Source organism: Rhizobacter sp. P5_A1 (genome assembly GCF_056400745.1).
In genome coordinates this window covers 1-24270 of sequence record NZ_JBFUKR010000042.1, presented here as the reverse complement: position 1 = coordinate 24270, position 24270 = coordinate 1, and the positions used below count along the sequence as shown (strand labels likewise).

24 protein-coding genes are annotated in these 24270 nt (G+C 70.2%); 8 read left to right on the top strand and 16 right to left on the bottom strand.

Features of this window, described 5'->3' with window-relative positions; genetic code table 11:
* Positions 1–95 precede the first annotated feature (95 nt).
* The 5 genes from AC1DTW_RS26480 to AC1DTW_RS26460 all read right to left on the bottom strand — a co-directional run bounded on the left by AC1DTW_RS26480 (position 96) and on the right by AC1DTW_RS26460 (position 6692).
* Positions 96–2045: a S9 family peptidase gene (locus AC1DTW_RS26480; RefSeq protein WP_477984720.1), complete on the bottom strand. Its 1950-nt coding sequence runs from the start codon at positions 2043–2045 to the stop codon at positions 96–98.
* A 73-nt stretch (positions 2046–2118) separates the two neighbouring features.
* Positions 2119–2403: a VF530 family protein gene (locus tag AC1DTW_RS26475; protein ID WP_477984718.1), complete on the bottom strand. Its 285-nt coding sequence runs from the start codon at positions 2401–2403 to the stop codon at positions 2119–2121.
* A complete protein-coding gene (gene fghA, locus AC1DTW_RS26470) occupies positions 2400–3260 on the bottom strand; it encodes an S-formylglutathione hydrolase (RefSeq protein WP_477984716.1) in 861 nt (286 codons plus the stop codon). Before fghA ends, AC1DTW_RS26475 begins: the two co-directional genes overlap by 4 nt.
* Positions 3261–3931: 671 nt before the next feature.
* Positions 3932–5038, bottom strand: coding sequence for an S-(hydroxymethyl)glutathione dehydrogenase/class III alcohol dehydrogenase (locus AC1DTW_RS26465; protein WP_477984714.1), 1107 nt, complete (start codon positions 5036–5038; stop codon positions 3932–3934).
* Between the two features lie 64 nt (positions 5039–5102).
* Positions 5103–6692: a GMC family oxidoreductase gene (locus tag AC1DTW_RS26460; RefSeq protein WP_477984712.1), complete on the bottom strand. Its 1590-nt coding sequence runs from the start codon at positions 6690–6692 to the stop codon at positions 5103–5105.
* Between the two features lie 160 nt (positions 6693–6852).
* Here AC1DTW_RS26460 and AC1DTW_RS26455 point away from each other — a divergent pair, with 160 nt between their 5' ends.
* Positions 6853–7392, top strand: coding sequence for a peroxiredoxin (locus AC1DTW_RS26455; RefSeq protein ID WP_477984710.1), 540 nt, complete (start codon positions 6853–6855; stop codon positions 7390–7392).
* A gap of 18 nt (positions 7393–7410) precedes the next feature.
* Here the strand turns inward: AC1DTW_RS26455 and AC1DTW_RS26450 are convergent, their stop codons facing one another.
* The 4 genes from AC1DTW_RS26450 to AC1DTW_RS26435 all read right to left on the bottom strand — a co-directional run bounded on the left by AC1DTW_RS26450 (position 7411) and on the right by AC1DTW_RS26435 (position 10391).
* Entirely contained in the window at positions 7411–8724 is a 1314-nt protein-coding gene (locus tag AC1DTW_RS26450; protein ID WP_477984708.1) for a sensor histidine kinase, read from the bottom strand.
* Entirely contained in the window at positions 8721–9419 is a 699-nt protein-coding gene (locus tag AC1DTW_RS26445; RefSeq protein ID WP_477984706.1) for a response regulator transcription factor, read from the bottom strand. Before AC1DTW_RS26445 ends, AC1DTW_RS26450 begins: the two co-directional genes overlap by 4 nt.
* Positions 9420–9456: 37 nt before the next feature.
* Positions 9457–9933 carry a Spy/CpxP family protein refolding chaperone gene (locus AC1DTW_RS26440; protein WP_477984704.1) on the bottom strand — a complete coding sequence of 159 codons (477 nt, stop codon included), beginning with the start codon at positions 9931–9933 and terminating at the stop codon, positions 9457–9459.
* 272 nt (positions 9934–10205) lie between these two features.
* Complete coding sequence (locus tag AC1DTW_RS26435) at positions 10206–10391, bottom strand: DUF3563 family protein (RefSeq protein WP_477984703.1); 186 nt, start codon at positions 10389–10391, stop codon at positions 10206–10208.
* A gap of 209 nt (positions 10392–10600) precedes the next feature.
* Here AC1DTW_RS26435 and AC1DTW_RS26430 point away from each other — a divergent pair, with 209 nt between their 5' ends.
* Complete coding sequence (locus tag AC1DTW_RS26430; protein WP_477984702.1) at positions 10601–12460, top strand: ABC transporter ATP-binding protein; 1860 nt, start codon at positions 10601–10603, stop codon at positions 12458–12460.
* Here AC1DTW_RS26430 and AC1DTW_RS26425 read toward each other — a convergent pair.
* The 3 genes from AC1DTW_RS26425 to dbpA all read right to left on the bottom strand — a co-directional run bounded on the left by AC1DTW_RS26425 (position 12397) and on the right by dbpA (position 15770).
* The gene (locus AC1DTW_RS26425; RefSeq protein ID WP_477984701.1) at positions 12397–12936 is read right to left on the bottom strand and encodes a DUF2127 domain-containing protein; all 540 of its coding nucleotides are present in this window, start codon (positions 12934–12936) and stop codon (positions 12397–12399) included. The genes AC1DTW_RS26430 and AC1DTW_RS26425 overlap by 64 nt on opposite strands.
* Before the next feature lie 2 nt (positions 12937–12938).
* The gene (locus AC1DTW_RS26420) at positions 12939–14267 is read right to left on the bottom strand and encodes a PQQ-dependent sugar dehydrogenase (RefSeq protein ID WP_477984700.1); all 1329 of its coding nucleotides are present in this window, start codon (positions 14265–14267) and stop codon (positions 12939–12941) included.
* A gap of 69 nt (positions 14268–14336) precedes the next feature.
* On the bottom strand, positions 14337–15770 hold the full coding sequence (dbpA, locus tag AC1DTW_RS26415; protein ID WP_477984699.1) for an ATP-dependent RNA helicase DbpA: 1434 nt from the start codon (positions 15768–15770) through the stop codon (positions 14337–14339).
* Between the two features lie 161 nt (positions 15771–15931).
* Here dbpA and AC1DTW_RS26410 point away from each other — a divergent pair, with 161 nt between their 5' ends.
* Together AC1DTW_RS26410 and AC1DTW_RS26405 are read left to right on the top strand one after the other, a co-directional pair.
* Entirely contained in the window at positions 15932–16132 is a 201-nt protein-coding gene (locus AC1DTW_RS26410; protein ID WP_477984697.1) for a hypothetical protein, read from the top strand.
* 182 nt (positions 16133–16314) lie between these two features.
* Entirely contained in the window at positions 16315–16704 is a 390-nt protein-coding gene (locus AC1DTW_RS26405; protein ID WP_477984695.1) for a BON domain-containing protein, read from the top strand.
* A 31-nt stretch (positions 16705–16735) separates the two neighbouring features.
* Here AC1DTW_RS26405 and AC1DTW_RS26400 read toward each other — a convergent pair whose 3' ends face one another.
* Together AC1DTW_RS26400 and AC1DTW_RS26395 are read right to left on the bottom strand one after the other, a co-directional pair.
* Complete coding sequence (locus AC1DTW_RS26400) at positions 16736–17182, bottom strand: FKBP-type peptidyl-prolyl cis-trans isomerase (RefSeq protein ID WP_477984693.1); 447 nt, start codon at positions 17180–17182, stop codon at positions 16736–16738.
* Positions 17183–17202: 20 nt separating this feature from the next.
* Positions 17203–17847 (bottom strand): DsbA family protein, encoded by a 645-nt coding sequence (locus tag AC1DTW_RS26395; protein WP_477984691.1) that lies wholly within the window; start codon positions 17845–17847, stop codon positions 17203–17205.
* 112 nt (positions 17848–17959) lie between these two features.
* Between AC1DTW_RS26395 and AC1DTW_RS26390 the strand changes: the two genes are divergently transcribed.
* From AC1DTW_RS26390 to AC1DTW_RS26380, 3 genes are read left to right on the top strand one after another with little or no spacing between them, the layout of a single operon-like run.
* Positions 17960–18952, top strand: coding sequence for a tRNA dihydrouridine synthase (locus tag AC1DTW_RS26390; protein WP_477984689.1), 993 nt, complete (start codon positions 17960–17962; stop codon positions 18950–18952).
* The gene (locus AC1DTW_RS26385) at positions 18949–19179 is read left to right on the top strand and encodes a hypothetical protein (RefSeq protein ID WP_477984687.1); all 231 of its coding nucleotides are present in this window, start codon (positions 18949–18951) and stop codon (positions 19177–19179) included. Before AC1DTW_RS26390 ends, AC1DTW_RS26385 begins: the two co-directional genes overlap by 4 nt.
* Before the next feature lie 4 nt (positions 19180–19183).
* Positions 19184–19774, top strand: coding sequence for a YdeI/OmpD-associated family protein (locus tag AC1DTW_RS26380; protein WP_477984685.1), 591 nt, complete (start codon positions 19184–19186; stop codon positions 19772–19774).
* A 21-nt stretch (positions 19775–19795) separates the two neighbouring features.
* On the opposite strand, the gene AC1DTW_RS26375 is transcribed toward AC1DTW_RS26380, so the two are convergent.
* A complete protein-coding gene (locus AC1DTW_RS26375; protein ID WP_477984683.1) occupies positions 19796–21043 on the bottom strand; it encodes a M16 family metallopeptidase in 1248 nt (415 codons plus the stop codon).
* Between the two features lie 55 nt (positions 21044–21098).
* Positions 21099–21758, bottom strand: a complete 660-nt coding sequence (locus tag AC1DTW_RS26370; protein ID WP_477984681.1) for a thiol:disulfide interchange protein DsbA/DsbL — start codon at positions 21756–21758, stop codon at positions 21099–21101.
* Between the two features lie 242 nt (positions 21759–22000).
* Here AC1DTW_RS26370 and AC1DTW_RS26365 point away from each other — a divergent pair.
* Positions 22001–24270: penicillin-binding protein 1A (locus AC1DTW_RS26365; RefSeq protein ID WP_477984679.1), on the top strand; the 2270-nt coding region annotated here is incomplete at its 3' end.

Here is a 24270-nt window from a genome sequence, read left to right as displayed (position 1 = left end):
GGCGCACACGCTAACGCGCGCACGCGTCGCTGCCTGTCAGCAGACGCATCAAGATGCAAGCGGACGTACGGCAGCGTGACCACGCGAGACATTTGTCAGCCGGGCAAATTGCGGATGTCGACGGGCTCGATCGCATCCGCCGGCGCGAAGCCGAACACCTTGCCGTAAAAGTACAGCTCGGCTTCGAGCGTGCGCCGGATCGTCGCCGCGCGCCGAAAGCCGTGCTGCTCGCCCTCGAACAGCAGGTACGCGACCGGCAGGCCCTTCGCGTTCACCGCGTCGAACATCGTCTGCGCCTGCGACGGCGGCACCGCCTTGTCCTCGGCGCCCTGGAACAGGATCATCGGGCTCGCGAGCCGTTCGGTGTGGCGGATCGGCGAGCGCTCGCGGTACAGCGCCCGCGCCGCCGGATACGGCCCGATCAGCCGGTCGAGGTAGCGCGACTCGAACTTGTGCGTGTCGGTCGCCAGCGCCTCGAGGTCGCCGATGCCGTAGTGGCTCGCGCCGGCTCGGAAGAAGTTGCGGAAGGTCAGCGCGCACAACGTCGTGTAACCGCCGGCGCTGCCGCCGCGGATCGCGAGGCGCTCGGCGCTGACGGCGCCTTGCGCGACCAGGTGGCGCGCCGCGTTGACCGAGTCGTCGACATCGACGACGCCCCATTTCCCGTTCAGCCGTTCGCGGTAGGGGCGGCCGTAGCCGCTGCTGCCGCCGTAGTTCACATCGACGATGGCGAAGCCGCGGCTGGTCCAGTAGTGGTGCGACCATTTGAACCCGGCGTCGCTCGCGCTGGTCGGCCCGCCGTGGCTGATCACGATCAGCGGCGGGCGCTCGCCTTCGGGGCCGCAGTGGTCGCGGTTGACCGGCGCGTAGAAGAACGCATGCGCCTGCCGCCCGCCTTCGGTCGGAAAGCCGATCGGCTCGGCGCGCGACACGAACGCCGCATCGATCTCGGCCGTGCTCGAGGCGCGCAGCACCTCGTGCGCGCCGGTGCGCAAATCGAGTCGCACGATCGCGGGCGGCTGCGCGGCGGTGGCGCCGATGAAGACCGCGAAATCGGCACCGACGCGCAGCCCTTCGATCGCGCAGAACGGCGTGTCGAGCGTATCGAAGCGGCCGCTGTCGGGGTCGAGGATCGCGAGCGTCGAGAGGCCGCGCTGGTTGATGGCGCAGACGATCCGGCCCGCGCGGTCGAAGCCGTAGGTCGACATGCCGAAGGCCCATTGCGGCGTGCCGAACTCGGCCTGCAACGGATGCAGCGGCTGCACCGCATCGCCGCGCAGCCGGTACAGGTTCCACCAGCCGCTGCGATCGGAGACGAAGTGCAGTTCGCCGCGCGGTGACCACGTCGGCTGGAAGATCGATTCGGTCGCGCCGCCTGCGACGCGGCGCGCGCTGCCGAGCGAGCCGTCGGCGGCGACATCGGCGAGCCACAACTCGGTGCCGTCCCAGGGCATGTTCGGGTGGTCCCAGCTCAGCCAGGCGAGCTGGCGGCCATCGGGGCTGAGGGCAGGGCTCGAGAAGAAGTCGTGACCCTGCACCAGCACCTCGACCGCGCCGCCGTCGAGCGCGATGCCGACCAGCGTGGCCGCTGCATCGGCAGCGCCGGCGCGATGGTCCTCGCGCACCGCGATCAGGCGACGGCGGGCCGGGTCGACGAGCGCGTCGGCGTAGCGCTGGTCGGCATCGCGGGTCAGTTGCCGCGGCATGCCGCCGGGTTCGACCTGGTACAGCTGCTGGTCGTCGTAGTGGCTGAACACCGCGCCCTTGCCAGGCTCGTCGAGGGCGACGAACGCGCCGCCGCCGTATTCATGCGCGCGGGTGCGCACGTTGAACGGCGCCGGGTTCAGGTCGCGCAGCGAGCCGTCGGGGGCGTGCTGCACCAGCACGTTGCGGCCCTGTTCCTGCGGCCGGCCTTCGCTCCAGAGGATCTCGTCGCCGCGCAGCGCGACCTGGCCGAGGCGGATCGTCGCGCCGGCAATCAGTGCGGCCGTGACGGGCGAGGGCCAGCTGCCGAACGGCGCCGGCGTTTTCGTCGAGGAGGGCATGGGACGCTGCAGAGGCGAGTCGCGATGCGGCGCATTGTGCGGCGAACCTCCAACCGCCGCAGGCAAAGAGCGTTCAATCCCGTCGGGTGCGCGCTTGCTCGCGCCGCATGAAGAGGTAAAGCCCCTCGACCTTCTCGCGCGCCCACGGCGTCCGGCGCAGGAACTTCAGGCTCGAGGCGATGCTCGGGTCGGTGTTGAAGCTGTTGATCTGGATGCGCGCGCCGAGCTCGAGCCAGCCGAAATACGCGACCAGCTCGGTCAGCATCGCCTCGAGCGTGACGCCGTGCAGCGGGTTGCGCGGCTGTCCGGCCCCCGGCTTGGCGGCTGGGGCGGGGCTGTCGTCGCGCGGGTCGTTCATCGTTCCGCCCGCAGCTGCCGCGCGTGGTGCGCGAGGTGATCGGCGATGAAGGTCGCGATGAAGTAGTAGCCGTGGTCATAGCCTTCGTGGCGGCGCAAGGTCAGCGGCTGGCCGGTGTCGGCGCACGCGGCCTCGAACCGGTCGGGATGCAGTTGCTCGGCGAGGAACGGGTCGGCCAGGCCCTGGTCGATCAACAGCGGCGGCAGGCGCGCGCCGGACTGGATCAGCGCGGTCGCGTCGTGGCGCGCCCAGGCCTTCGCGTCGTCGCCCAGGTAGCCGCTGAACGCCTTCACGCCCCACGGGCATTGCATCGGCGCGGCGATCGGCGCGAACGCCGAGACGCTCCGGTACAGGCCCGGGTTGTTCAGCGCCAGCGTCAACGCGCCGTGTCCGCCCATCGAGTGGCCGAACAGGCCGACGCGATCGTCGCGCGCCGCGAAGTGATCGAGCACGAGCCGGCGCAGTTCGCGCGTCAGGTAGCTGCCCATGCGCCAGTGGCGCCGCCACGGCGCTTCGCTCGCGTCGAGGTAGAAGCCGGCGGCGGTACCGAAGTCCCATGACGCGTCGGCGCCTTCGACGCCGGTGTTGCGCGGGCTGGTGTCGGGCGTGACCAGCATCAGCCCGTGCTCGGCGGCATGGCGTTGCGCGCCGGCCTTGATCGCGAAGGTCTCTTCGGTGCAGGTCAGGCCTGCGAGGAAGAACAGCACCGGCACCGGGCCGCTCTTCGCCTGCGGCGGCACGAAGACGCCGAACTTCATCGGCGTGCCGGTCTCGTCGGAGTCGTGTCGGTAGAAGCCCTGCACGCCGCCGAAACAGGCGTGCTCGCTGAGCGTGGCGAGGCTGCGGTTGCCTTGCATGTCAGTTCCTTCAACGCGCTGCGCGCGTGTCGCGGCACACAAGGCGCGGATGGTCGATGAGGGAGGGCGCTCGACCCGATGCCGCCCTTTGTGCGCGACTGCTTGTCGGGACGCTCGGTGCGTCGCGGCAGGTGGCACCCGGCGCGGGCTCATGCTGTGGCGGTCGGTGCTGCGCACCGACTGCACTGCGCTGCTCGGTCCGGGGTCGCGCCGCCGAACTCACTGCGCTCACTTCGTTCGCTGCGTTCAGACAGCCGCGGCGAGTCAGACCACGAAGCACGCGCTGTGCGCGTGCCGACCCCGGCCCTGCGCTGCTCGTCGCCACAGAAATCGCCCGCACCGCGTACCGCCTGCCGCGAAGCCCACCCTCAGTGGCATGTCGACCGAACGCCGCCACCGTGCCAGCAAAGGCGAGAGCGGCCGGGCCGGCGAGGGCATCAAGAAGCCAGCGCCGAGCAGCGCAGCGCAGCAGGGTCGGGCCGCTTGCGGCCCAAGTCCGCATGTTTGAGGTCCTGTACCCAGGGCCGAGTTTGCGGACTTGCCCTGCGCAGCGAGCAGCGCAGGGCACCCCCGACGCAGTCGGGGGCGCGGCTTCAGCCCTCGTCGGCCCGGCCGCTCTCGCCTTTGCCGCTCTGACGAACGCAGGCATGTTTCGCATCTCAGACTTCCTGTCAGTACATCACCACGGACCGGATCGACTCGCCGCTCTTCATCAGGTCGAAGCCCTGGTTGATGTCGGCGAGTTTCAGCCGGTGCGTGATCAGGTCGTCGATGTTGATCTTGCCGTCCATGTACCAGTCGACGATCTTCGGCACATCGGTGCGGCCGCGCGCGCCGCCGAACGCGGAGCCTTCCCACTTGCGACCGGTGACGAGCTGGAACGGTCGCGTGCTGATCTCGGCGCCCGCCTCGGCGACGCCGATGATGATCGAGCGGCCCCAGCCCTTGTGCGTGCATTCGAGCGCCTGGCGCATCAGCTTGGTGTTGCCGACGCACTCGAAGCTGTAGTCGGCGCCGCCGTCGGTCAGCTGAACGATCGCATCGACGACGTTGTCGACCTGCTTCGGGTTGATGAAGTGCGTCATGCCGAACTTTCGCGCCATCGCTTCGCGTTCGGGGTTCAGGTCGACGCCGATGATCTTGTCGGCACCGACCATCCTGGCGCCCTGGATCACGTTCAGGCCGATCCCGCCAAGGCCGAACACGACGACGTTCGCGCCGGCCTCGACCTTCGCGGTGAACAGCACCGCGCCGACGCCGGTCGTCACGCCGCAGCCGATGTAGCAGATCTTGTCGAACGGCGCGTCTGCGCGGACCTTCGCGACCGCGATCTCGGGCACGACGATGTAGTTGCTGAACGTGCTCGTGCCCATGTAGTGCAGGATTGGCTTGCCGTCGATCGAGAAGCGGCTGGTCGCGTCGGGCATCAGGCCCTTGCCCTGCGTGCCGCGGATCAGCTGGCACAGGTTCGTCTTGCGCGACAGGCAGAACTTGCACTGGCGGCACTCGGGCGTGTAGAGCGGGATGACGTGGTCGTCTTTCCTGAGTGTCGTCACGCCGGGGCCGACATCGACGACGATGCCCGCGCCCTCGTGGCCGAGGATCGCCGGGAACAGCCCCTCGGGGTCGGCGCCCGACAGCGTGTAGTAGTCGGTGTGGCAGATGCCGGTGGCCTTGACCTCGATCAGCACCTCGCCGGCGCGCGGCCCTTCGAGGTCGACGGTCTCGATCGTCAGCGGGGCGCCGGCTTTCCACGCGACGGCGGCTTGGGTCTTCATGCGGGAGTCTCCTGACAGCAAGGGTTGTTGCTGCCATTCTCGCCCGAAGCGGCGAGGCCTTCGGCTACGCGGCAGCCTTGATCAGGTCGGCCGCCTTCTCGGCGATCGCGATCACCGGCGCGTTCGTGTTGCCGCCGATGATGCTCGGCATCATCGACGCGTCGACGACGCGCAGCCCCTGCATGCCATGCACGCGCAGCTGGGCATCGAGCACGTCCATCGTGCCCGAGCCCATGCGGCAGGTGCCGACCGGGTGGTAGATCGTGTCGGCGTGGCCGCGGATGAAGGCCTCGATCTGCGCATCGCTGCGCGCGCCGGCCGAGGCCTGCAGTTCTTCGCCGCGGTAGCCGGCCAGCGCCGGCTGCTGCAGGATGCCGCGCATCAGCTGAAAGCCGCGCACCAGGCGATCGACATCGTCGCGCTCGGCGAGAAAGTTCGGATCGATCAGCGGCGCCGCGAGCGGGTCGGCGCTCGCCAGCGTCAGCGTGCCGCGGCTCTTCGGGCGCAGCAGGCAGACGTGGCACGAATAGCCGTGCCCGAACACCGTCTTGCGGCCGTGGTCGATCAGCTTGCCGACGACGAAGTGCAGCTGCAGGTCGGGCAACGGCTCGGCCGGCCCGCTCTTGATGAAGCCGCCGGCCTCGGCGAAGTTGGTCGTCAGCATCCCGCTGCGCGCACGGCGCCATTCGAGGATGCCCTTGATCGCGTTGAGCGCGCCGGCCGCCGAGAGGCCGAAGAGTTCGGTCAGGCGCGGCGCGTCGACGACCTGCACGACGTCGACGTGGTCGTGCAGGTTCGCGCCGACCCCCGGCAGGTCGTGCACGGTCGCGATGCCGTGCCCTTGCAACTGCGCGCCCGGGCCGATGCCCGACAGCATCAGGATCTGCGGCGACTGCAGCGCGCCGGCGCACAGCAGCACTTCGCGCCGGGCATGGAGCTGCCGCAACGCGCCGCCGATGCGCACTTCGACGCCGACGGCGCGCCGGCCTTCGAGCAGGATGCGCGTTGTGTGCGCGTCGGTCATCACGGTCAGGTTCGGGCGCGCGAGGTTCGGCGTCAGGTAGGCCTTCGCGGCGCTGAAGCGCTCGCCGCCCTTGTGCGTGACCTGGTACAGGCCGACCCCTTCCTGCACCCGCCCGTTGAAGTCGCGATTCGCCGGGTAGCCGGCCTGCACCGCGGCCTCGACGAACACCGGCCCGAAGCGATTGGGGCTGCGCAGATCCATCACGTTCAGCGGGCCGCCCGTGCCGTGCAGCGCATCGGCGCCGCGCTCGTTGTGCTCGGCGCGCCGGAAGTACGGCAGCAGGTCGTCGAAGCCCCAGCCCAGGTTGCCTTCGGCGGCCCAGCGGTCGTAGTCTTCGCGCGGGCCCCGCACGTAGATCATCGCGTTCACGGAACTCGAGCCGCCGAGCACCTTGCCGCGCGGCTGGTAGCCCCGGCGGCCGTTCAGCCCGGCCTGCGGCACCGTCTGGAAGGCCCAGTTCGCCTGGCCGGTCTGCGCCAGCAGCGCGAGGCCTGCGGGGCAGTGGATCAGCACGCTCTTGTCGGCCGGGCCGGCCTCGATCAGGCAGACGCTGACGTTCGGGTCTTCGCTCAATCGCGCGGCGAGCACGCAGCCGGCCGAGCCGCCGCCGATCACGATGTAGTCGAACATGCCTGTCTCCGAGTGGGCGGCACGTCGCGCCGGCGGCGGGCGTGCTTCGATGCGGGCGGATCATATCGGCGCATTCGCGGCGGACTTAGTGCGCGCTGCCTAGGGTTTTCGCCTTCTGGCAAGATCGCGATCCGCCCGCGGCGGGCAAGGAGCAGTCGACATGAAGAGAACCGTGATGGGCTTGCTGGGTGCATGCGCGATCGCGCCGTCGGCCTGGGCCGCACTGGACATCGGCGAGAAGGCGCCCGACTTCACCGCGCCGGCCGCGCTGGCCGGCAAGCAGTACAGCTTCTCGCTCGCCGAGACGCTCGCGAAGGGCCCGGTGGTGCTGTACTTCTTCCCGGCCGCGTTCACCGCGGGCTGCTCGGCCGAGGCGCACGAGTTTGCCGAGGCGACCGAAAAGTTCACCGCGCTGGGCGCGACCGTGATCGGCGTGTCGACCGACGACATCGACACCCAGCTGAAGTTCTCGACCCAGGCCTGCCAGGGCAAGTTCGCGGTTGCATCGGATGCGGCCAAGACGGTGATCAAGTCCTACGACGCCGCGATGATGATCATGCCGGACTACGCGAACCGCGTGTCGTACGTGATCACCCCCGATCGCTCGATCATCTACAGCTACCAGAGCCTGAACCCGAGCAAGCACGTCACGAACACGCTGACGGCGCTGCGCGACTGGGAAAAGACGCGCAAGAAGTAGGCGCGCGCGGCCGGCCGCTCAGGGGTGGTTCAGCGGCAGCCGCACGTCGACCCGCAGGCCGGGGTCGGCATTGCGAAGCTGCAGCGAGCCGCCGTGGGCCTGCGCGACGAGCCGGCACAGGTACAGCCCGAGCCCGACGCCGCCGGTCGCGCGTTCGCGCGCACTGTCGGGTCGGTGAAAGGCCTGGGCGAGCTGCGCCAGCTGCGCTTCGTCGACGCCAGGCCCGTGGTCGCGCACGCTCAGCAACAGCACATCGCCGTCAAGCGCGGTCATGACGATCGTCGGCGCGGCCGCGCCGGCGCCGTGGCGCAGCGCGTTGTCGATCAGGTTGCGCAGCAGCAGCCGGATGCGGGTCGCGTCGAGCGCGATCGTCGGCAGATCCGGGGCGAGCGCGAGCGTGATCTGCTCAGTGCCGAACTGTGCCGCGACCAGCTCACGGGCGACGGCGTTCAGATCGGTCGGCTCGGTGTGCAGGGCCGTGTGGCCGCTCGCGAGGCGCTCGCTTTCGAGCAGGTCGGTGACGAGGTCGCGCATCTCGGCCAGGTCGTGCAGCAGCGCGTCGCGCGCCTGGCCCGCGTCGACCAGCTCGGCGTTCAGCCGGGCGCGTGTCAACGGCGAGCGCAGCTCGTGGCTGATCGCGAGCAGCAGCTGGCGTTTCGCGTCGAGCAGGTGGTGCAGGCCATCGGCCATGCCGTTGACCTGCTGCGCGAGTTCGCCGAGTTCGTCGTTCGCTCGCGCGGGAATCGGTCGCGAGAAGTCGCCGGCGCCGTAGCGGATCGCGCCGGCGCGAATCTCGACCAGCGGCCGCAGCAGGCTGCGCACGCGCGCATAGGCGAGTGCGACCAGCAGGAGCATTGCGAGCAAGGTCGCCCAGCCGATCAGGCGGGCGCGATCTTCCGGCGCGTCGTCGCGCGGCAGGGCGGCCAGGCCGAAGCGGATGCGATGGCCATCGGCGAGCACGCGCGTCGGCCGCCAGAGGCTGGCGGGCCGATCGGCGTCGACGTGATGGAGCTCGCGCCAACCGCGGTGTGGCTCGTCGGGATGCGACGACCAGTTCACGACCGGCCCGTCGATGCGGATGCGCAGCGGCAGTGCGTGCGTCAGCGCCTGCGCCTTCGCGACATCGGGCGGCGTGCCGATCTCGGCCGTGAGCCGATCGATGTAGTTCGCGATCAGCGGCTGCGCCACGTCGTGCCACCCATAGCGCATCACCGCCTGCATGCCGACGACGAAGCTCAGCGTCATTGCCAGCGCGAGCAGCAGGAACAAGCCCGTCAGGCGTGCGCGCAGCGAGCGCCGAGCATTGCGCCAACCACGCCGCAACAGGCTCATGGCGCGCGAGCGGCCGCGAAGGTGTAGCCGGCGTTGCGCAGCGTCTTGATGACGTCCAGCGGCTCGAGCTTCTTGCGCAGGCGGCTGATCAGGATGTCGACCGCACGGGTGTGCAGGTCGGCCTCGATGCCGCGCAGCCGGTTCAGGATCTCGTCGCGGTTGAACACCTTCTGCGGCTCGCTCGCGAGCAGCACCAGCAGGTCGAACTCGGTGCCGGTGAGTTCGACGCTTGCGCCGGCGCATTCGACGCTGCGGCGTTCGAGGTCGATCTGCAGGCCGTCGAAGCTCAAGCGCCTGGCAGCGCGCGCGTCCGGCAGCGCGCGGCCGCGGCGCAGCACGGTCTGCAGCCGCGCCAGCAGTTCGCGGGGCTCGAAGGGCTTCGGGAGGTAGTCGTCGGCACCGAGTTCCAGCCCGACGACGCGGTCCATCACGTCGCCGCGCGCGGTCAGCATGATGATCGGCAGCTCCCGGATCGAGGGCTCGCTCTCGCGGCGGATCGTGCGGCACAGCTCGAAGCCGTCCATCTCGGGCAGCATCACGTCGAGGATCGCCGCGTCGTACGCGTTCGCGCGCAGCATCGCGAGCCCTTCGCTCGGCCGCGTGGCCGCATCGAGCGCGAACTCGAAGCGGCCGAAGAAGGTCGCGAGCGGCGCGGCGAGCCGCGCGTCGTCGTCGATCAGCAGGATGCGGCGCATGGGGCGCGATTGTCCCTTGCGCCGCGTGGCTCCCGGTTCAGGCGTGGTGATGACGCCAGCCGTGGCGCTTCGCGATGAACTCGCGCACCTGCTGCTGCTGCTCGGGCCGCAGGCCGTCGAAGAAGTCGGCCGCGGCCGCGATGACCTCGGGGCTCTTGCTGCGCAGTGCCGCGGTCTTGGCTTCGACGAGGGCCTGCGCGCTCGTGCGATCGAATCTCGGCCCGGCCACCAGCGTTTGCACCTCGGCGCGCGGGTCGGTACTGCCCATCACTGCGATGCGCTGTTCGCGCAGCTTGTCGGCCAGCACGGCCAGGCGCTGCTTCTGCGCATCGTCGAGCTTCAGCTCCTTGCCGGCGCGCTCGAGGATGTGTTCGCGCATCTTGGCCGAGTCGGCTTCGCTCATGTCGCGGTTCCAGCCGCCGTGCATGCCGCCGTGGCCGCAGGCACTCAGGCCGCCGACCAGGATTGCGGTGCCGAAGACACCGAAGAGGGTTCGCTTGAGCCAGCGCTTCATGGAGATTCCTTCCGAGAGAGGTGATGAGGCTTGTGTTTCGAACACGGACTCATCGTGCCGGCGGGCCTGCGCGGCGTCCTTTCAGGGCGGTATCGGCGTGTTTCGTTTCATGTCATCGGCGCGGCCGCCCGTGAAGTGCAGCGCGCATGACCGCGCATGAAGCGCTCAGCGAGCGACCGTCGAGACGGCGACGCGGGCCGGCGCCGGGCCGCTCCCAAGCGGCCCGCGACCCCCTCGGGGGGTGCTGCGGTACCCCGCAGCGGGGGCACCACTTACTTCATGAAGATGCCGTAAGAGCCAATCGCGTACAGGTTGTGGCGGCCCGAATCCAGCTGGCGCATGCGGCGCTCGAGGTCATAGATGTCGGAGGCTTCGGCCAGGTACTGGTCGTCGCGATCCTGGGCCGGGTTGGCCGACACGTTGAACAGGTTCTTGATCGACTGGAAGACGGAAAACATGATGGTCTTTGGAGTGGCTAGGGTTCGCATTATGAGGGAAAACCCTAGGCCACGCACGATGCAGGGGCAAGAACTCGCAAAGTGGCCCATCTAACGTGCAGACACGCACGGCATTGCATCACATTGGTGCGCATTTCGCCTCGCCAGCCCGCGATGCGGACATCGGCTACGCTCACGGGCCCCGCCGCCTGTTCAGCTGGAGTTCGCGCGTGTTCCTGCTCTTCGAAAAGCTCGTGCAGCCGTATCCCGACGCCGAGCCCACGCCGCCGCCGAAGCGCTTCTTCCCATTCCTGTGGGCCTGCACGCGCGGGCTGCGGTCGTACATGCTCGCGATGACGGCATGCACCGCGATCATCGGCGCGTTCGAGGCGCTGCTGTTCGCGTTTCTCGGCCGCGTCGTCGACTGGCTCGGCGCGACGACGCCGGCGCGCCTGTGGGCCGACCAGGGCCACAACCTCGTGCTGCTCGCCGGCGTGCTGACCGGCAGCATGGCGCTCGTCGCGCTGCAGTCGCTGCTGAAGCAGCAGGCGCTGGCCGGCAACTTCCCGATGCTGCTGCGCTGGAACTTCCACCGGCTGATGCTCGCGCAGAGCATGCACTTCTACCAGGACGAGTTCGCCGGCCGCATCTCGACCAAGGTGATGCAGACCGCGCTCGCGGTCCGCGATGCCTGGATGATCCTCGCCGAGCTGATGGTGTTCGTCGTGATCTACTTCGTGACGATCATGGCGATGCTCGGCGGCTTCGACCGCTGGCTGCTGGTGCCGTTCACCGGCTGGCTGCTGCTGTACGGCGCCGCGCTCGCGTACTTCGTGCCGCGGCTCGGTCGGGTCGCGAAGGCGCAGGCCGATGCGCGCTCGATGATGACCGGCCGCATCACCGACGCCTACACCAACATCGCGACCGTCAAGCTGTTCTCGCACTCGAAGCGCGAGGCCGGCTACGCGCGCGCCGCGATGCAGGACTTTCTCGGCACGGTGCACGCGCAGATGCGCTTCGTGACCGCGTTCGAGATCGTCAACCACGCGCTCAGCATGGCGCTGATCGCGAGCACCGCGGGCGCGGCGCTGTGGCTGTGGACGCAGGGCCAGGTCGGCATCGGCGCGCTGGCGGCGGCGACCGCGATGGCACTGCGGCTGAACGGCATCTCGCACTGGGTGATGTGGGAGATGGCGTCGCTGTTCGAGCACATCGGCACCGTGCAGGACGGCATCAGCACGCTGAGCCGGCCGCATGCCGTCGTCGACCGGCCCGATGCGCAGCCGCTGCAGGTGAGCCGCGGCGATGTGCGCTTCGAGCATGTCAGCTTCGCGTACGGCGGCACGAAGCGCGTGATCGACGACTTCTCGCTGCACATCCGCCCGGGCGAGAAGGTCGGTCTGGTCGGCCGCTCCGGCGCGGGCAAGAGCACGATCGTGAACCTGCTGCTGCGCCTGTACGACGTCGAACGCGGCCATGTGCTGATCGACGGCCACGACATCGCGCTGGCGACGCAGGACAGCCTGCGCGCGCAGGTCGGCATGGTCACGCAGGACACCTCGCTGCTGCACCGCTCGGTGCGCGACAACATCCTGTACGGTCGCCCCGACGCGACCGACGCGCAGATGATCGTCGCCGCGAAGCGCGCCGAGGCGCACGAGTTCATCCAGGGGCTGACTGACCCGAAGGGCCGCAGCGGCTACGACGCGCATGTCGGCGAGCGCGGCGTCAAGCTCAGCGGCGGGCAGCGCCAGCGCGTCGCGATCGCGCGCGTGATGCTGAAGAACGCGCCGATCCTGCTGCTCGACGAAGCCACGAGCGCGCTCGACTCGGAAGTCGAGGCGGCGATCCAGGCGAGCCTGTACCGGCTGATGGAAGGCAAGACCGTCGTCGCGATCGCGCACCGCCTGTCGACGATCGCCGCGATGGATCGCCTGATCGTGCTCGACCAGGGCCGCATCGTCGAGCAGGGAGATCACCGCAGCCTGCTCGCGCAGGGCGGGCTGTATGCGCGCCTGTGGGCGCATCAGAGCGGCGGCTTCCTCGGCGCAGAGGACGACGAACCGGCCTCGGAGCTCGCCGCAGGCTGAGCGGACCGGACGGCGGCCGCGGATGTGCGGCGCGTCCGCCACAGGCGCCAGACCAGGAACGCAACGATCGCGATGTTGAAGGCCAGCGTCGCGGCCTTGATCGGCCCCGGCTTCTCGCACAGCTCGTAGACCTCGACCGGCAGATAGATCGCGCCGCCGGCCGCGCCCAGCCACGCGGCCCAGCGGCGCTCGAACCACAGGCCCGCGGCCTCGGTCCAGCGCAGCGCGGTGTACGCCAGCGCCAGCGCGGCCAGGCCCCAGAGCCGCGCATCGGTGAGCTGCGCGGCGGCGTTCAGGAAGACGCCGGCGAAGTGATGCTCGGGCGAGATGTGCAGGCGCGTCACCAGCGACTCGGCGACGTGCCGCACATCGCGGTGCAGCAGCGCGAGCAGCCCGAAGCCCGCGCCAAACACAACGAAGCCCTTCACGGCTTCGAAGAGCGCGATCAGCTGCAGCGTGCGGTCGGCGGGGCGCACGCTCAGCGCGCCGCGCTGACGCGCCACACCGTGTTGCCGACATCGTCGGCGACCAACAGCGCGCCCTTCGCGTCGAGCGCGACGCCGACCGGCCGACCGTTCGCGCTGCCGTCGTCGGCCAGAAAGCCGGTCAGCACGTCGATCGGCTCGCCGGCCGGCTTGCCGCCGCCGAACGGCACGAAGATCACCTTGTAGCCGCTGGGCGGCTTGCGGTTCCACGAACCGTGCTGGCCGACGAACATGCCGTTCGCGAAGCGCGCCGGCAGGCTCGTGCCCTGCGACGCCGCGAGGCCGAGCGACGCGGTGTGCGGCCCGAGCGCGTAGTCGGGCGCGATCGCCTTCGCGACCATGTCGGGCCGCTCCGGCGTCACGCGCGCGTCGACATGCTGGCCGTAGTAGCTCCACGGCCAGCCGTAGAACGCGCCGTCGCGCACCGAGGTCAGGTAGTCGGGGACGAGGTCGCTGCCGATCTCGTCGCGCTCGTTCGCGACGGTCCAGAGCACGCCGGTCGTCGGTTCCCAGGCCATGCCGTTCGGGTTCCGGATGCCGGTGGCGAATTCGCGGTGGGCGCGGGTCTTCAGGTCGATCTGCCAGATCGCGGCGCGGCCCTCCTCGGCGCGGGTGCCGTTCTCGGCCACGTTGCTGTTCGAGCCGACCGTCGCGTAGAGCTTGGTGCCGTCGCGCGACGCGATGATGTTCTTGGTCCAGTGGTGGTTGATCGTCCCGGCCGGCAGCGCGACGACCGTCTGCGGCGCCGCCTCGATGTGCGTCGTGCCGGTCGTGTACGGGAAGCGCACGACGCCGTCCGAGTTCGCGACGTACAGCGCGTTGCCGACCAGTGCCATGCCGAACGGCGAGTTCAGGTTCGCGATCAGCACGCTGCGCGTTTCCGCCACGCCGTCGCCATCGGCATCGCGCAGCAGCGTGATGCGATTCGCGCTCGTCGGCGCGGCGCCGGCCCGCTTCATCATCAGCCGCGTCACCCAGCTGCGCAGGCCCTTGCCGTCGTCCGGCTTCGGCGGCGCGTTGGTCTCGGCGACCAGCACATCGCCGTTCGGCAGCACGCACAGCCAGCGCGGGTGGTCGAGCCCGGTTGCGAACGCGTTGACCGCGGTGCCGGTCGCCGCGACCGGCACCGCGCCCGCGGCCCAGCCGCGCGCCGGCGCGACCTGCACGGTCGGCAGCAGCGTCTTGTGGGGTGTCGGCAGTGTCGGGTTCGGGCCGGTACCGGCGGAGACCGGCAGGGTCGCGACATCGCCGCAGCCGGCGAGCGCGGCGCTGAGCACCAGGGCCGCGAGCGCCAGGGTGGCGAGCGCCGGTTCGCGTTTCATGCGCTCACTCTCATGCGCCGCGGCGCGCGCTGCTGTAGGTCGGCACCGCATCCATGCGTCGGCGCCGCGCTATTCCTGCACCAATCGCACCTTGACCTTCCGGCCCTTGACCTTGCCGGCCGCGAGCCGCTCGAGCGCCGGTTTCGCGATCTGCCGGTCGACCGCGACATAGGTCGAGAACTCGTTGACGTTGATCTTGCCGACCTGGCTCGCGGTGAACCCGGCCGCGCCGGTCAGCGCCCCCAGCACGTCGCCGGCGCGGATCTTCTCCTTGCGCCCGCCGACGATCTGCAGGGTCACCATCGGCGGCAGCAGGCGGCCGCCCGGCGCCGGCGTCAGCTCGGCCAGCGGATACCACGTGACCTCGCCGCCTTGCAGCAGCTCGATCTTGCCGACGCTGCCCATCTCGTCGAGGCTCGCCAGGCTCAGCGCGAGGCCCTTCGCATCGGCGCGGCCGGTGCGGCCGATGCGGTGGATGTGCAGCTGCGGGTCCGGCGTGGTGTCGACGTTGATCACCGCTTCGAGCTGTGCGATGTCGAGGCCGCGCGCGGCGACGTCGGTCGCGACCAGCACCGAGCAGCTGCGGTTCGCGAACTGCACCAGCACCTGGTCGCGCTCGCGCTGTTCGAGCTCGCCGTGCAGCGCGAGCGCGGCGAAGCCCTGTGCCTGCAGCACGTCGGCCAGATCGCGGCACTGCTGCTTGGTGTTGCAGAACGCCAGCGTGCTGACCGGCCGGAAGTGCTGCAGCAGCAGCGAGACCGCATGCAGGCGCTCGTCGTCGCGCACCTCGTAGAAGCGCTGCTCGATCTGCGCGGCATCGACCAGCGCACGCACCTTCACCTCTTTCGGCGCGCGCAGGAACTGCTGCGCGAGCTTCGCGATGCCCTCGGGGTAGGTCGCCGAGAACAGCAGCGTCTGGCGCGTCTTCGGGCAGAGCCTGGCGATCTTCGCGATGTCGTCGAAGAAGCCCATGTCGAGCATGCGATCGGCCTCGTCGAGCACCAGCGTGTTCAGCGCATCGAGCTGCAGTGCGCCGCGCTCGAGGTGGTCGATGATGCGGCCCGGCGTGCCGACGACGATGTGTGCGCCGTGCTCGAGGCTCGCCTGCTGATTGCGCAGCGGAACGCCGCCGCACAGGGTCAGGGTCTTCACGTTGTCCTCGCTGCGCGCGAGGCGCCGGATCTCGGTCGTGACCTGGTCGGCAAGTTCGCGCGTCGGGCACAGCACGAGGGCCTGCACCGCGAAGCGCTGCGCCGTGCCGTCGAGCTTCAGCCGGGCCAGCAGCGCGAGCGCGAACGCGGCGGTCTTGCCGCTGCCGGTCTGCGCCTGCACGATCAGGTCGTCGCCGGCGAGCGCGAGCGGCAGGCTCGCCGCCTGCACCGGCGTCATCGAAAGGTAACCCAGCGTGCCGAGGTTCGCGAGCTGAGCCGGCGCGAGCGGCAGCGTGGAAAACGAGGGGCCGGCGGTGGCGGCGGGAGCGGTGAGAGCGTCGTTGCGGATCATCCGTGATTATCGCGGGCCGCAGGCCGCCTCCCGACGCTGCGGATGGAAGTTCACTGACACGCGCCAGCGCGGCGCCCCGACAGCGTCGGGCCGACCGGCTGCCGATACTTGGATCAAGCGCCGGGCGGTATTGACGACGCGTCGACAGGAGCAAAAATTCGATGAACGCTTCCTCACGCTACGAAATCCGCTTTCAGTCGCTGTATCACGAAGGTCGGGCGCTGTGCTTCCCTTGCGACGAGACCGGGCAGGTCCCGCTGGACTCGCTGAGCGAGCGGGCACGCGACAACTACCTCTACGCGCGTGCGGTCGTGGGTCGCGAGTTCGCATACCCCGCGGTGATCCCGAACGCAGCGCACTGACGGCGGATCGAGCGCCTGTGCGCAGGCGAGGTGTGTGGGCATCGTCCGACACCCGCACTGGCGCCGGCCCGATGGCGACGCGCCGACGCAACTTCTATCGTTGGATCACTTCCTTGCGTGGCTGTGCTGCGCAAGGCCGTGAACCTGCCGGGATGGACCGGCAAAGCCAGAGGAGAAATCTGATGAGTCAACGAATCCTGACAACGGCGGCGATCGCCGCGGCGGTTGCGTCACTGGGGTTGGCGGGCTGCGGTCAGCGTGACCGGACCGAAGCGGGGAACTACGGCAGCGAAACCACGACGGCCGCGAACGACCAGAGCGGTCGCGCCGCGAACACCGGTTCGCGCATGGGCGCGAAGATGGATGACGCGATGATCACGACCGGCGTGAAGGCCGAACTCGCGAAGGACCCGAACCTGAGCGCGCTGAAGATCAACGTCGACACCGACAACGGCCGCGTCTCGCTGAAGGGCACCGCGCCGAGCAACGAAGCGCGTGAACGTGCGACGACGCTGGCGCAGAACGTCAAGGGTGTGTCGGCCGTCGACAACCAGCTGACGGTCAAGCAATAGCACCAGCCACAGCGCGCAGGTCGCGGGCGTCTCAGCGCTTCGCGATCTCCAGCAGTTCGACCTCGAACTGCAACGGGGCGTTCGGCGGGATTTTTCCGTTGCCGGCGCCCCGTTCGCCATAGGCGATCTTCGCCGGGCAGGTCAGCTTGGCCTTGCCGCCGACCTGCATCCGTTGCACGCCTTCGGTCCAGCACGGGATCACTGCGCCGAGCGGGAATTGCGCCGGCGCATTGCGCGCGTACGAACTGTCGAACTCGCTGCCATCGGCAAGCGTGCCGCGGTAGTGCACCTTGACCGTGTCGGCCGCGGTCGGGCTCGCGCCCTTGCCGATGCGCAGTGACCGGTAGACCAGCCCGCTCGGCGTCACGACCGCGCCGGCCTCTTTCGCGTTCAGCGCGACGAGGTCGGCCTGGGGCGCTGCGCTGATCGTTGCGTGCAGGCCGAGCACGGCGGCGCCGGCGCACATCAGTTTCTTCATGGGATGTTGTCCTTGTTTTCTCAATGGTGGTGGTCGTGCGCGGTCGCCGCGCCGGCGAGCCGCTCGCGCAGCGTTTCGATCGGCATGAAGCCGCTGCCGACCAGGTGCAGGTGGTCGCCATGTTCGGCGACCAGCGTCGGGAAGCCGCGAATGCCCCAGGCCTGCGACTGCTTGAAGTCCTGCAGCGTCGCGTCGCGCATTCTCTGCGACGCGAAGGCCTTGCCGAATTCCGCGCGCGGCAGATCGAGTTCGCCGGCGATGTCGGCCAGCACGCCGGGTTCGGTGACGTTGCGGCCTTCGGCATAGAACGCGTGCTGGATCGCCTTGAAGTAGCGCCACACATGCTGCGGCCACAGGCTGCGCACCGTCACGGCCGCGCGCGCCGCGGGCTCGGTGTCGTAGACGAAGCCGGGGATGTGCAGGGCCGTGTGCGGCGCCTGCGCGAACGGCTGGCCGCTCGCCTCGGCGACGCGGTGCCAGTGCCCGGCGAGTTCATCGGCGCGCGCGGGTGCGATCGCCTCGGTCGTGAACGGGCGCAACCCGCCCATCACGAGCGCCATCTGCAGCGGCGCGGCATCCTGCGGGTCGGCGAGCAGTTCGTCGAGCGGTTTCGCGAAGCCGTAGCACCAGGAGCACATGGCGTCGCCGACGTAGATCAGGTTCATTGCGGGGTCCGAAAGCGAGAGCTACGCGACTCTATCGGAATCGGCTTCGGCGGGCCGCGCGGCGGGCTTCTTACACTACCGGGCCACGTTGGCACCGCCGAACCGACTTCCGATGACCATCCTGCTCGCCCCGATGGAGGGGCTGCTCGACTTCACGCTGCGCGACATCCTGACGCGCGCCGGCGGCGTGGATCGCTGCGTCGCCGAGTTCATCCGCGTCACCGGCACGCTGCTGCCCGAGCGCGTGTTCACCCGCGTCGTGCCCGAGCTGAACCACGGCAGCCTGACGCGCGCCGGCGTGCCGGTACGGGTGCAGCTGATGGGCTCCGACCCGGTCTGCCTGGCCGAGAATGCCGCGCGGCTTGCCGGGCTCGGGCCGGCCGGCATCGATCTGAACTTCGGCTGCCCGGCGAAGATCGTCAACCGCCACGGCGGCGGCGCGGCGCTGCTGCAGGATCCGGCGCTGCTGCACGCCATCGTCGGCGCGGTGCGGCGTGCGGTGCCGGCGTCGATGCCGGTGTCGGCGAAGATGCGCCTCGGTTTCGACGATGCGAGCCGCGCGCTCGAATGCGCGCACGCGATCGTCTCGGCCGGTGCCGGCGAACTCGTCGTGCATGCGCGCACCAAGGCCGATGGCTACCGGCCGCCAGCCTACTGGGAACACATCGCCGAGATCCGCGCGGCGTTCGCGATCCCGGTGATCGCGAACGGCGAGATCTGGAGCGTCGCCGACGCGCGGCGCTGCCGCGAGCTCTCGGGCTGCGACACGCTGATGCTCGGCCGCGGCATCGTCAGTGACCCGGGCCTGGCGCTGGCGATCGTCGCCGCCGACCGCGGCGACGCGACACCGGCGGGCCTGAGCTGGGCCGAGCTGCAGCCGCTGCTCGCGGCGTTCTGGCGGCTCGTCTGCGGCCATGTCGAGCCGCGCGCGCGTGCCGGGCGGCTCAAGCAATGGCTCAACTACCTGCGCCGCCGACATCCCCAGGCCGAGATCGCCTACCTGGCGGTGCGCACGCTGAACGACCCGCAGCGCGTGGCCGAGTCGCTCGGGCTCGTCCCGGCGATCGAAGACACGATGGACAACGAAGAAGAGGTGCTCGCATGAAGACCTGGAACATCGAGATTCAGAAGGTCAAGGCCATGGCGAACGCCCATGGCCTGATCCGCGCGCAGATCGATGCACTCGTGCAGCCGGCGCCGGCGCGCGACGAGGGCGGCATGCCGTCGTCGATTCTGAGCCTGAGCGAAGACAACGCGCGCGTGCTGCTGCTGCTGCTGAAGGCGCAGCTCGCGGAGCTCGATTCACGCAAGGCGAAGAGCCGGCGCGGTTGACGCGATGGCGAGCGCGCCGGCCGACGTCGACGGCACGCCGCTGCACTTCGACGGTCCGCAGGAATGGGAGACGTGGCTGCGCAAGCACCACGCGAAGTCGAGCGGCGTGTGGCTGCGCATCGCGAAGAAGGGCGCGCCGACGCGCTCGATCGCGCACCCCGAGGCGCTGGAGGTCGCGCTGTGCTACGGCTGGATCGACGCGCTCAGCCGCAGCGACGGGCCGCACTACTGGCTGCGCCGCTTCACGCCGCGCGCGGCGCGCAGCCTGTGGTCGAAGGTGAACCGCGCGAAGGTGCTCGCGCTCGTCGGGGCGGGCCGGATGCGCCCGGCCGGCCTGAAGGAAATCGAGCGCGCACGGGCCGACGGCCGCTGGGACGCCGCCTACGATCCCGGCAGCGCGTCGGTGGTGCCGCCCGACCTGCAGGCCGCGCTCGACGCGAATCCGCCCGCGCAGGCCTTCTTCGCGACGCTCGATGCACAGAATCGCTATGCGGTGCTGTTCAGGCTGCAGACCGCGAAGCGCGCGGAGACCCGTGCGCGGCGCCTCGAGAGCTTCGTCACGATGCTCGCGCGCGGCGAGAAGCTCCATCCGTGACGCAGGGCCGCCGCGGCGGCGTCAATCGGGTCCGACCGCGGTCCGCAGGCCGATCAGACTCGCGCGCGCCCGGTCGGTGACGTTGCGCCCGAGGCGCCCGGCCAGCGCCAGCGCCACCGGCGCCGCGAGCATGCGCGCGAAGGCGCTGCGCACCTGTTCCGCCGTCACGGCCTGGACGCGCTCGATGCGCTCGGCGCGCGAGCGCACGCGCTGCAGCGCCAGCAGGTCGAGCGCCGCGTCTTCGAGCCGGCGCGCCGGCCGTTCGCGCGCGCGCAGCAGCCGCACCGCGAGCTGGTTGCGCGCGCGCTCGAGATCGATCGGTGCGATCGCCTCGGCCTGCGCGCGCAGCAGTCGAGCGACCTCGCGCAGCACCTCGTCGAGCTTGTCGGGCTCGAACGCGGCTTCGACGACGAACTCGCCGCCGTGTTGCAGCAGGTCGGCCGAACACGCGGCGTAGTAGACCAGGCCGCGCGTCTCGCGCAGCTCGTTCAGCAGTGGCGAACTCATGCCTTCGCCGAACAGCGCGGCGGCGACCTCGCCGGCCGGGTCGTCGTCGGTCAGGCCGGGCAGCGGCAGGCCGAGCACGAGATGGGTCTGGCTGCTGCCGGCGATGCGCCGCGAGCGCAGGTCGCCGGCCCAGGTCGGCGGCGTGACCTCGTTCGGCTCGCCGCGCGGCATCGCGCCCAGCGCCGCTTCGGCCGCGCGCACGATCGCCGCCGGGTCGATGCCGCCCGCCGCGGCGACCACGATGTTGGCGCCGCCGTAACGCCGCTGCACCCAGCCGACCAGGTCGGCACGCCGCAGGCGTTCGACGTTGCGGCGGCTGCCGATCACCGGCTGCGCGAGCGGGTGCAGCCCGTAGCAGGCGTGATCGAACAGCAGGTAGGCCGTGGCCATCGGGTCGTCTTCGTCCTCGGTGTGCTCGTGCAGCAGCACCTGGCGCTCGCGCTCGAGTTCGACCTCGGGGAAGGTCGCGTCGCGCACCAGCTCGCCCAGCATCGCGACGAACTGCGGCGCATGCGCGGCGAGGCCGGACAGGTGGAACGCGGTGTGATCCTTGTCGGTGTGCGCGTTGACGTCGGCGCCGAGGCGCTCGGCATCGAGGTTGATGCGCGCCGCGTCGCGCGAGCCCGTGCCCTTGAACGCCATGTGCTCGACGAAGTGGCTCACGCCATTCAGCGCCGCGCTCTCGTGCGCGCTGCCGGCGCGCACGAAGATGCTGACGCTGGCCGTGTCGAGCTGCGGCATGCGGATCGCGACGACGCGCACGCCGTTCGCCAGCGTCGCGACGCTGGTGTCTGCGTCGGGAACGAACGTACCCAGATCAGGCCTTGGCCCGCGCGCGCTGGATCAGGTAGTCGGTGACCGCGGTCGCCTGCTCGAGCCCGCCGGCGGAGGCGGGCGACGTGGCCCAGCGGCCCTGCACCGCGATCGTCGGCACGCTGTCGATCCTGTACGCGGCCATCAGCTTCTTCGCGCGCGTCACGCTGCTGGCGACCGAGAACGAGTTGAAGATGCTCGTGAACTTCGCGGCGTCGAGGCCGTTCTTCGCCATCAGCGCGGCGATGTCGGCGGGCTTCTCGAGGTAGTTGCGCTCGACGTGGATCGCCGCGAACACCTTGCGCTGCATCGCGCTGACCTGGCCCATCGTCTCGAGCGTGTAGTAGGTGCGCATCAGGTTCTCGAAGTTCATCAGGAACGGCACCGGCACGCGCGAGAACGCCACGTCTGCCGGCAGCTTCTGCGACCAGGCCTCGACGACCGGCTCGAACGCGTTGCAGTGCGGGCAGGCGTACGAGAAGAACTCGATCACCTCGACCTTGCCGGGCGCGCTCGGCGGCACCGGCGGCTCGATCTTCGTGAACTGCTTGCCTTCGACCGGCATGCCCTGGGCGGCGGCCGGGCCGGTCGCGACGAACAGGGAGGCAGCAGCGGCCCCGAGGCCGGTGACGGCGAGTTGGGCGGAGAAATCGCGACGGTTCACGTTCGAGGTCCTTGTGGTGGGGAACCGCCTACAGAGTGGCGCGGGCGGTGAAAAGTTCAGGCGGCCAGCGCAACAACGCGGCGGCCGCGATCATCGCCGACAAGCCGGGGCTGAAAATCGGCACAGCGCGATTCTCCGACAAAGCACCCGGACAACACGGGCCGCAGGCGGGCCGGCGAGCCACACCCTGTCACAGGGCCATCGCCGGCTGTGCGAGGATTCCGCAACCCTTTCGACCCGCCATGTCCGATCTCTCCGAAGCCTCGCCCGATCCGAAATCCGAAGACCCTCACGGCGCGCGGCGGCTCAGGCGCATCGCCGCGTGGGCTGCGCTCGGCGCCGCCGGAACGATCGCGGCGATCGCCGCCTACCTGTGCGTGCTCGTCTACACGACGCCGCAGGTCGACGAGCTGATCCGCGCTCAGGCGCTGCGACCGAGCGTGATCCTGTCAAGCGACGGCGAGGTCATCGGCCGCTTCTCGACGCTCTACCAGGCGCCGGTCACACTGAAGGAGGTTCCGCCCGACCTCGTCCACGCGCTGATCGCAACCGAAGACCATCGCTTCTACGAACACAGCGGCGTCGACCCGACGCGCATCGTCGGCTCGGCCTGGGGCATCCTGCATGGCCGCATGGCGGGCGCATCGACGCTGACGCAGCAGCTCGCGCGCAACCTGTTCCCGCAGCAGATCGGCAACGAGATCAGCCTGAACCGCAAGCTGCGCGAGGCGATCACGGCGTTGCGGATGGAGCGCAGCAGCACCAAGGAGCAGATCCTCGAGAGCTACCTGAACAGCGCGCCGTTCCTCTACAACGTGCGCGGCATCGAGATGGCCTCGCGCACCTACTTCGACAAGCCGGCATCGCAGCTCGACACCGCACAGTGCGCGACGCTGGTCGGCATGCTGAAGGGCACCGAACGCTACAACCCGGTGCGCAACCCCGAGCGGGCGCGCGATCGGCGCAACGTCGTGCTGGCCCAGATGGTCAAGCACGGCAAGCTGGCGCCGGCGCGCTACGAGCAACTGCGCAAGCAGCCGCTCGTGCTCGCGTTCAAGCGGCCGGAGGACGGCGACATCGGCCAGGCGCGCCACTTCGTCGCGCACCTGCGCGAGCAGCTCGTCGACTGGGCCGACGCGCACGACGTCGATCTCGACACCGACGGCCTGGTGATCCGCACGACGCTCGATGCCAAGCTGCAGCGCCTCGCCCAGGACGCGGTCGCGCAGCAGGTCGCCTTGTTGCAGCGCATCGCCGGCGAGGAATGGAGCGACGCGCGGCCGCGCGTCGCGCGCATCCAGGCGCCGCTGGCCGCGAAGGGCGTCGAGCCGTTCGCGTACTTCTGGCAGCGACACCCCGAGATGCAGCGCGAGCTGGCGCGCGAGACGGCGCCGTTCCGCGCCGCGAAGCAGGCCGGCCAGAGCGATGCGCAGGCGCTCGCGGCCGCACTCGCCGACAGCGACGCGATGGCCCGCGTGCGCGACGAGCGCACGCGGCTGTCGGCCGGCTTCATCGCGATCGATCCCGCGAGCGGTGCGGTGCGCGCCTGGGTCGGCAGCCCCGACTTCGCGCGCGAGCAGTTCGACCACGTCGCGCAGGCGCGGCGCCAGCCGGGTTCGACCTTCAAGCCCTTCGTCTACGGCGCGGCGCTGCAGCGCGGCATGTCGACCGAGCACCAGTACCTCGACGGCGCGATCGACATCGCGCTGGCGGACGGCGGCGTCTGGCAGCCCACCGACGGCAGCGGCCCGTCGGGCGAGATGATGACGCTGCGCGAAGGTCTGGTGCAATCGAAGAACACGATCACCGCGCAGGTGATGCAGGAGGTCGGCGTCGAGGCCGTTGCCAACTTCGCGCAGGCCGCCGGCGTGCGCGATTCGAAGCTCGACATGGTGCCTTCGCTCGCGCTCGGCACGAGCCCCGTCACGCTGCTCGAGATGGGCAACGCGTATGCGACGCTGGCCGCGCTCGGCGAACGCCGCCCGCCGCTGCTGATCACGCAGATCGCCGACCGCGACGGCCGCGTGCTCGAGGCCTTCGAGGTCAAGCCCGAGCCGGTGCTCGACCGGCCGCTGGTCGAGAAGCTTGTCGACGTGATGCGCGGCGTCGTGCAGACCGGCACCGGCGCGGCGATCCGCAGCGAGTGGGGCATCCGCGGCGACCTGGCCGGCAAGACCGGCACGACGCAGAACAACACCGACGGCTGGTTCATGCTGATGAGCCCGAAGCTCGTCGCCGGTGCGTGGATCGGCTTCAACGATCCGCGCGTGACGATCCGCAGCAACTACTGGGGGCAAGGCGGGCACAACGCGCTGCGCCTGGTCGGCGCGTTCATGCAGCAGGGCCAGAAGGCGAAGCTGATCGACGTGAAAGCCGAGTTCCCGCAGGTCGTGCGCGACGCGCCGGAGGCGCCGTCGGCGCCGGCCTCGGCAGCCGACGGCGACGGCGCGTCGTCGCCGTCGCTGACATCGCCCGGCGCCGCGATCGGCAGCTGGCTCGGCCTGCCGCCGCC

Excerpts from the sequence above, each read along its gene's own strand:
- AC1DTW_RS26480 (WP_477984720.1), bottom strand. The coding sequence starts at position 2,045 with ATGCCCTCCTCGACGAAAACGCCGGCGCCGTTCGGCAGCTGGCCCTCG.
- AC1DTW_RS26475 (WP_477984718.1), bottom strand. The coding sequence starts at position 2,403 with ATGAACGACCCGCGCGACGACAGCCCCGCCCCAGCCGCCAAGCCGGGG.
- fghA (WP_477984716.1), bottom strand. The coding sequence starts at position 3,260 with ATGCAAGGCAACCGCAGCCTCGCCACGCTCAGCGAGCACGCCTGTTTC.
- AC1DTW_RS26465 (WP_477984714.1), bottom strand. The coding sequence starts at position 5,038 with ATGAAGACCCAAGCCGCCGTCGCGTGGAAAGCCGGCGCCCCGCTGACG.
- AC1DTW_RS26460 (WP_477984712.1), bottom strand. The coding sequence starts at position 6,692 with ATGTTCGACTACATCGTGATCGGCGGCGGCTCGGCCGGCTGCGTGCTC.
- AC1DTW_RS26455 (WP_477984710.1), top strand. The coding sequence starts at position 6,853 with ATGAAGAGAACCGTGATGGGCTTGCTGGGTGCATGCGCGATCGCGCCG.
- AC1DTW_RS26450 (WP_477984708.1), bottom strand. The coding sequence starts at position 8,724 with ATGAGCCTGTTGCGGCGTGGTTGGCGCAATGCTCGGCGCTCGCTGCGC.
- AC1DTW_RS26445 (WP_477984706.1), bottom strand. The coding sequence starts at position 9,419 with ATGCGCCGCATCCTGCTGATCGACGACGACGCGCGGCTCGCCGCGCCG.
- AC1DTW_RS26440 (WP_477984704.1), bottom strand. The coding sequence starts at position 9,933 with ATGAAGCGCTGGCTCAAGCGAACCCTCTTCGGTGTCTTCGGCACCGCA.
- AC1DTW_RS26435 (WP_477984703.1), bottom strand. The coding sequence starts at position 10,391 with ATGTTTTCCGTCTTCCAGTCGATCAAGAACCTGTTCAACGTGTCGGCC.
- AC1DTW_RS26420 (WP_477984700.1), bottom strand. The coding sequence starts at position 14,267 with ATGAAACGCGAACCGGCGCTCGCCACCCTGGCGCTCGCGGCCCTGGTG.
- dbpA (WP_477984699.1), bottom strand. The coding sequence starts at position 15,770 with ATGATCCGCAACGACGCTCTCACCGCTCCCGCCGCCACCGCCGGCCCC.
- AC1DTW_RS26410 (WP_477984697.1), top strand. The coding sequence starts at position 15,932 with ATGAACGCTTCCTCACGCTACGAAATCCGCTTTCAGTCGCTGTATCAC.
- AC1DTW_RS26405 (WP_477984695.1), top strand. The coding sequence starts at position 16,315 with ATGAGTCAACGAATCCTGACAACGGCGGCGATCGCCGCGGCGGTTGCG.
- AC1DTW_RS26400 (WP_477984693.1), bottom strand. The coding sequence starts at position 17,182 with ATGAAGAAACTGATGTGCGCCGGCGCCGCCGTGCTCGGCCTGCACGCA.
- AC1DTW_RS26395 (WP_477984691.1), bottom strand. The coding sequence starts at position 17,847 with ATGAACCTGATCTACGTCGGCGACGCCATGTGCTCCTGGTGCTACGGC.
- AC1DTW_RS26390 (WP_477984689.1), top strand. The coding sequence starts at position 17,960 with ATGACCATCCTGCTCGCCCCGATGGAGGGGCTGCTCGACTTCACGCTG.
- AC1DTW_RS26385 (WP_477984687.1), top strand. The coding sequence starts at position 18,949 with ATGAAGACCTGGAACATCGAGATTCAGAAGGTCAAGGCCATGGCGAAC.
- AC1DTW_RS26380 (WP_477984685.1), top strand. The coding sequence starts at position 19,184 with ATGGCGAGCGCGCCGGCCGACGTCGACGGCACGCCGCTGCACTTCGAC.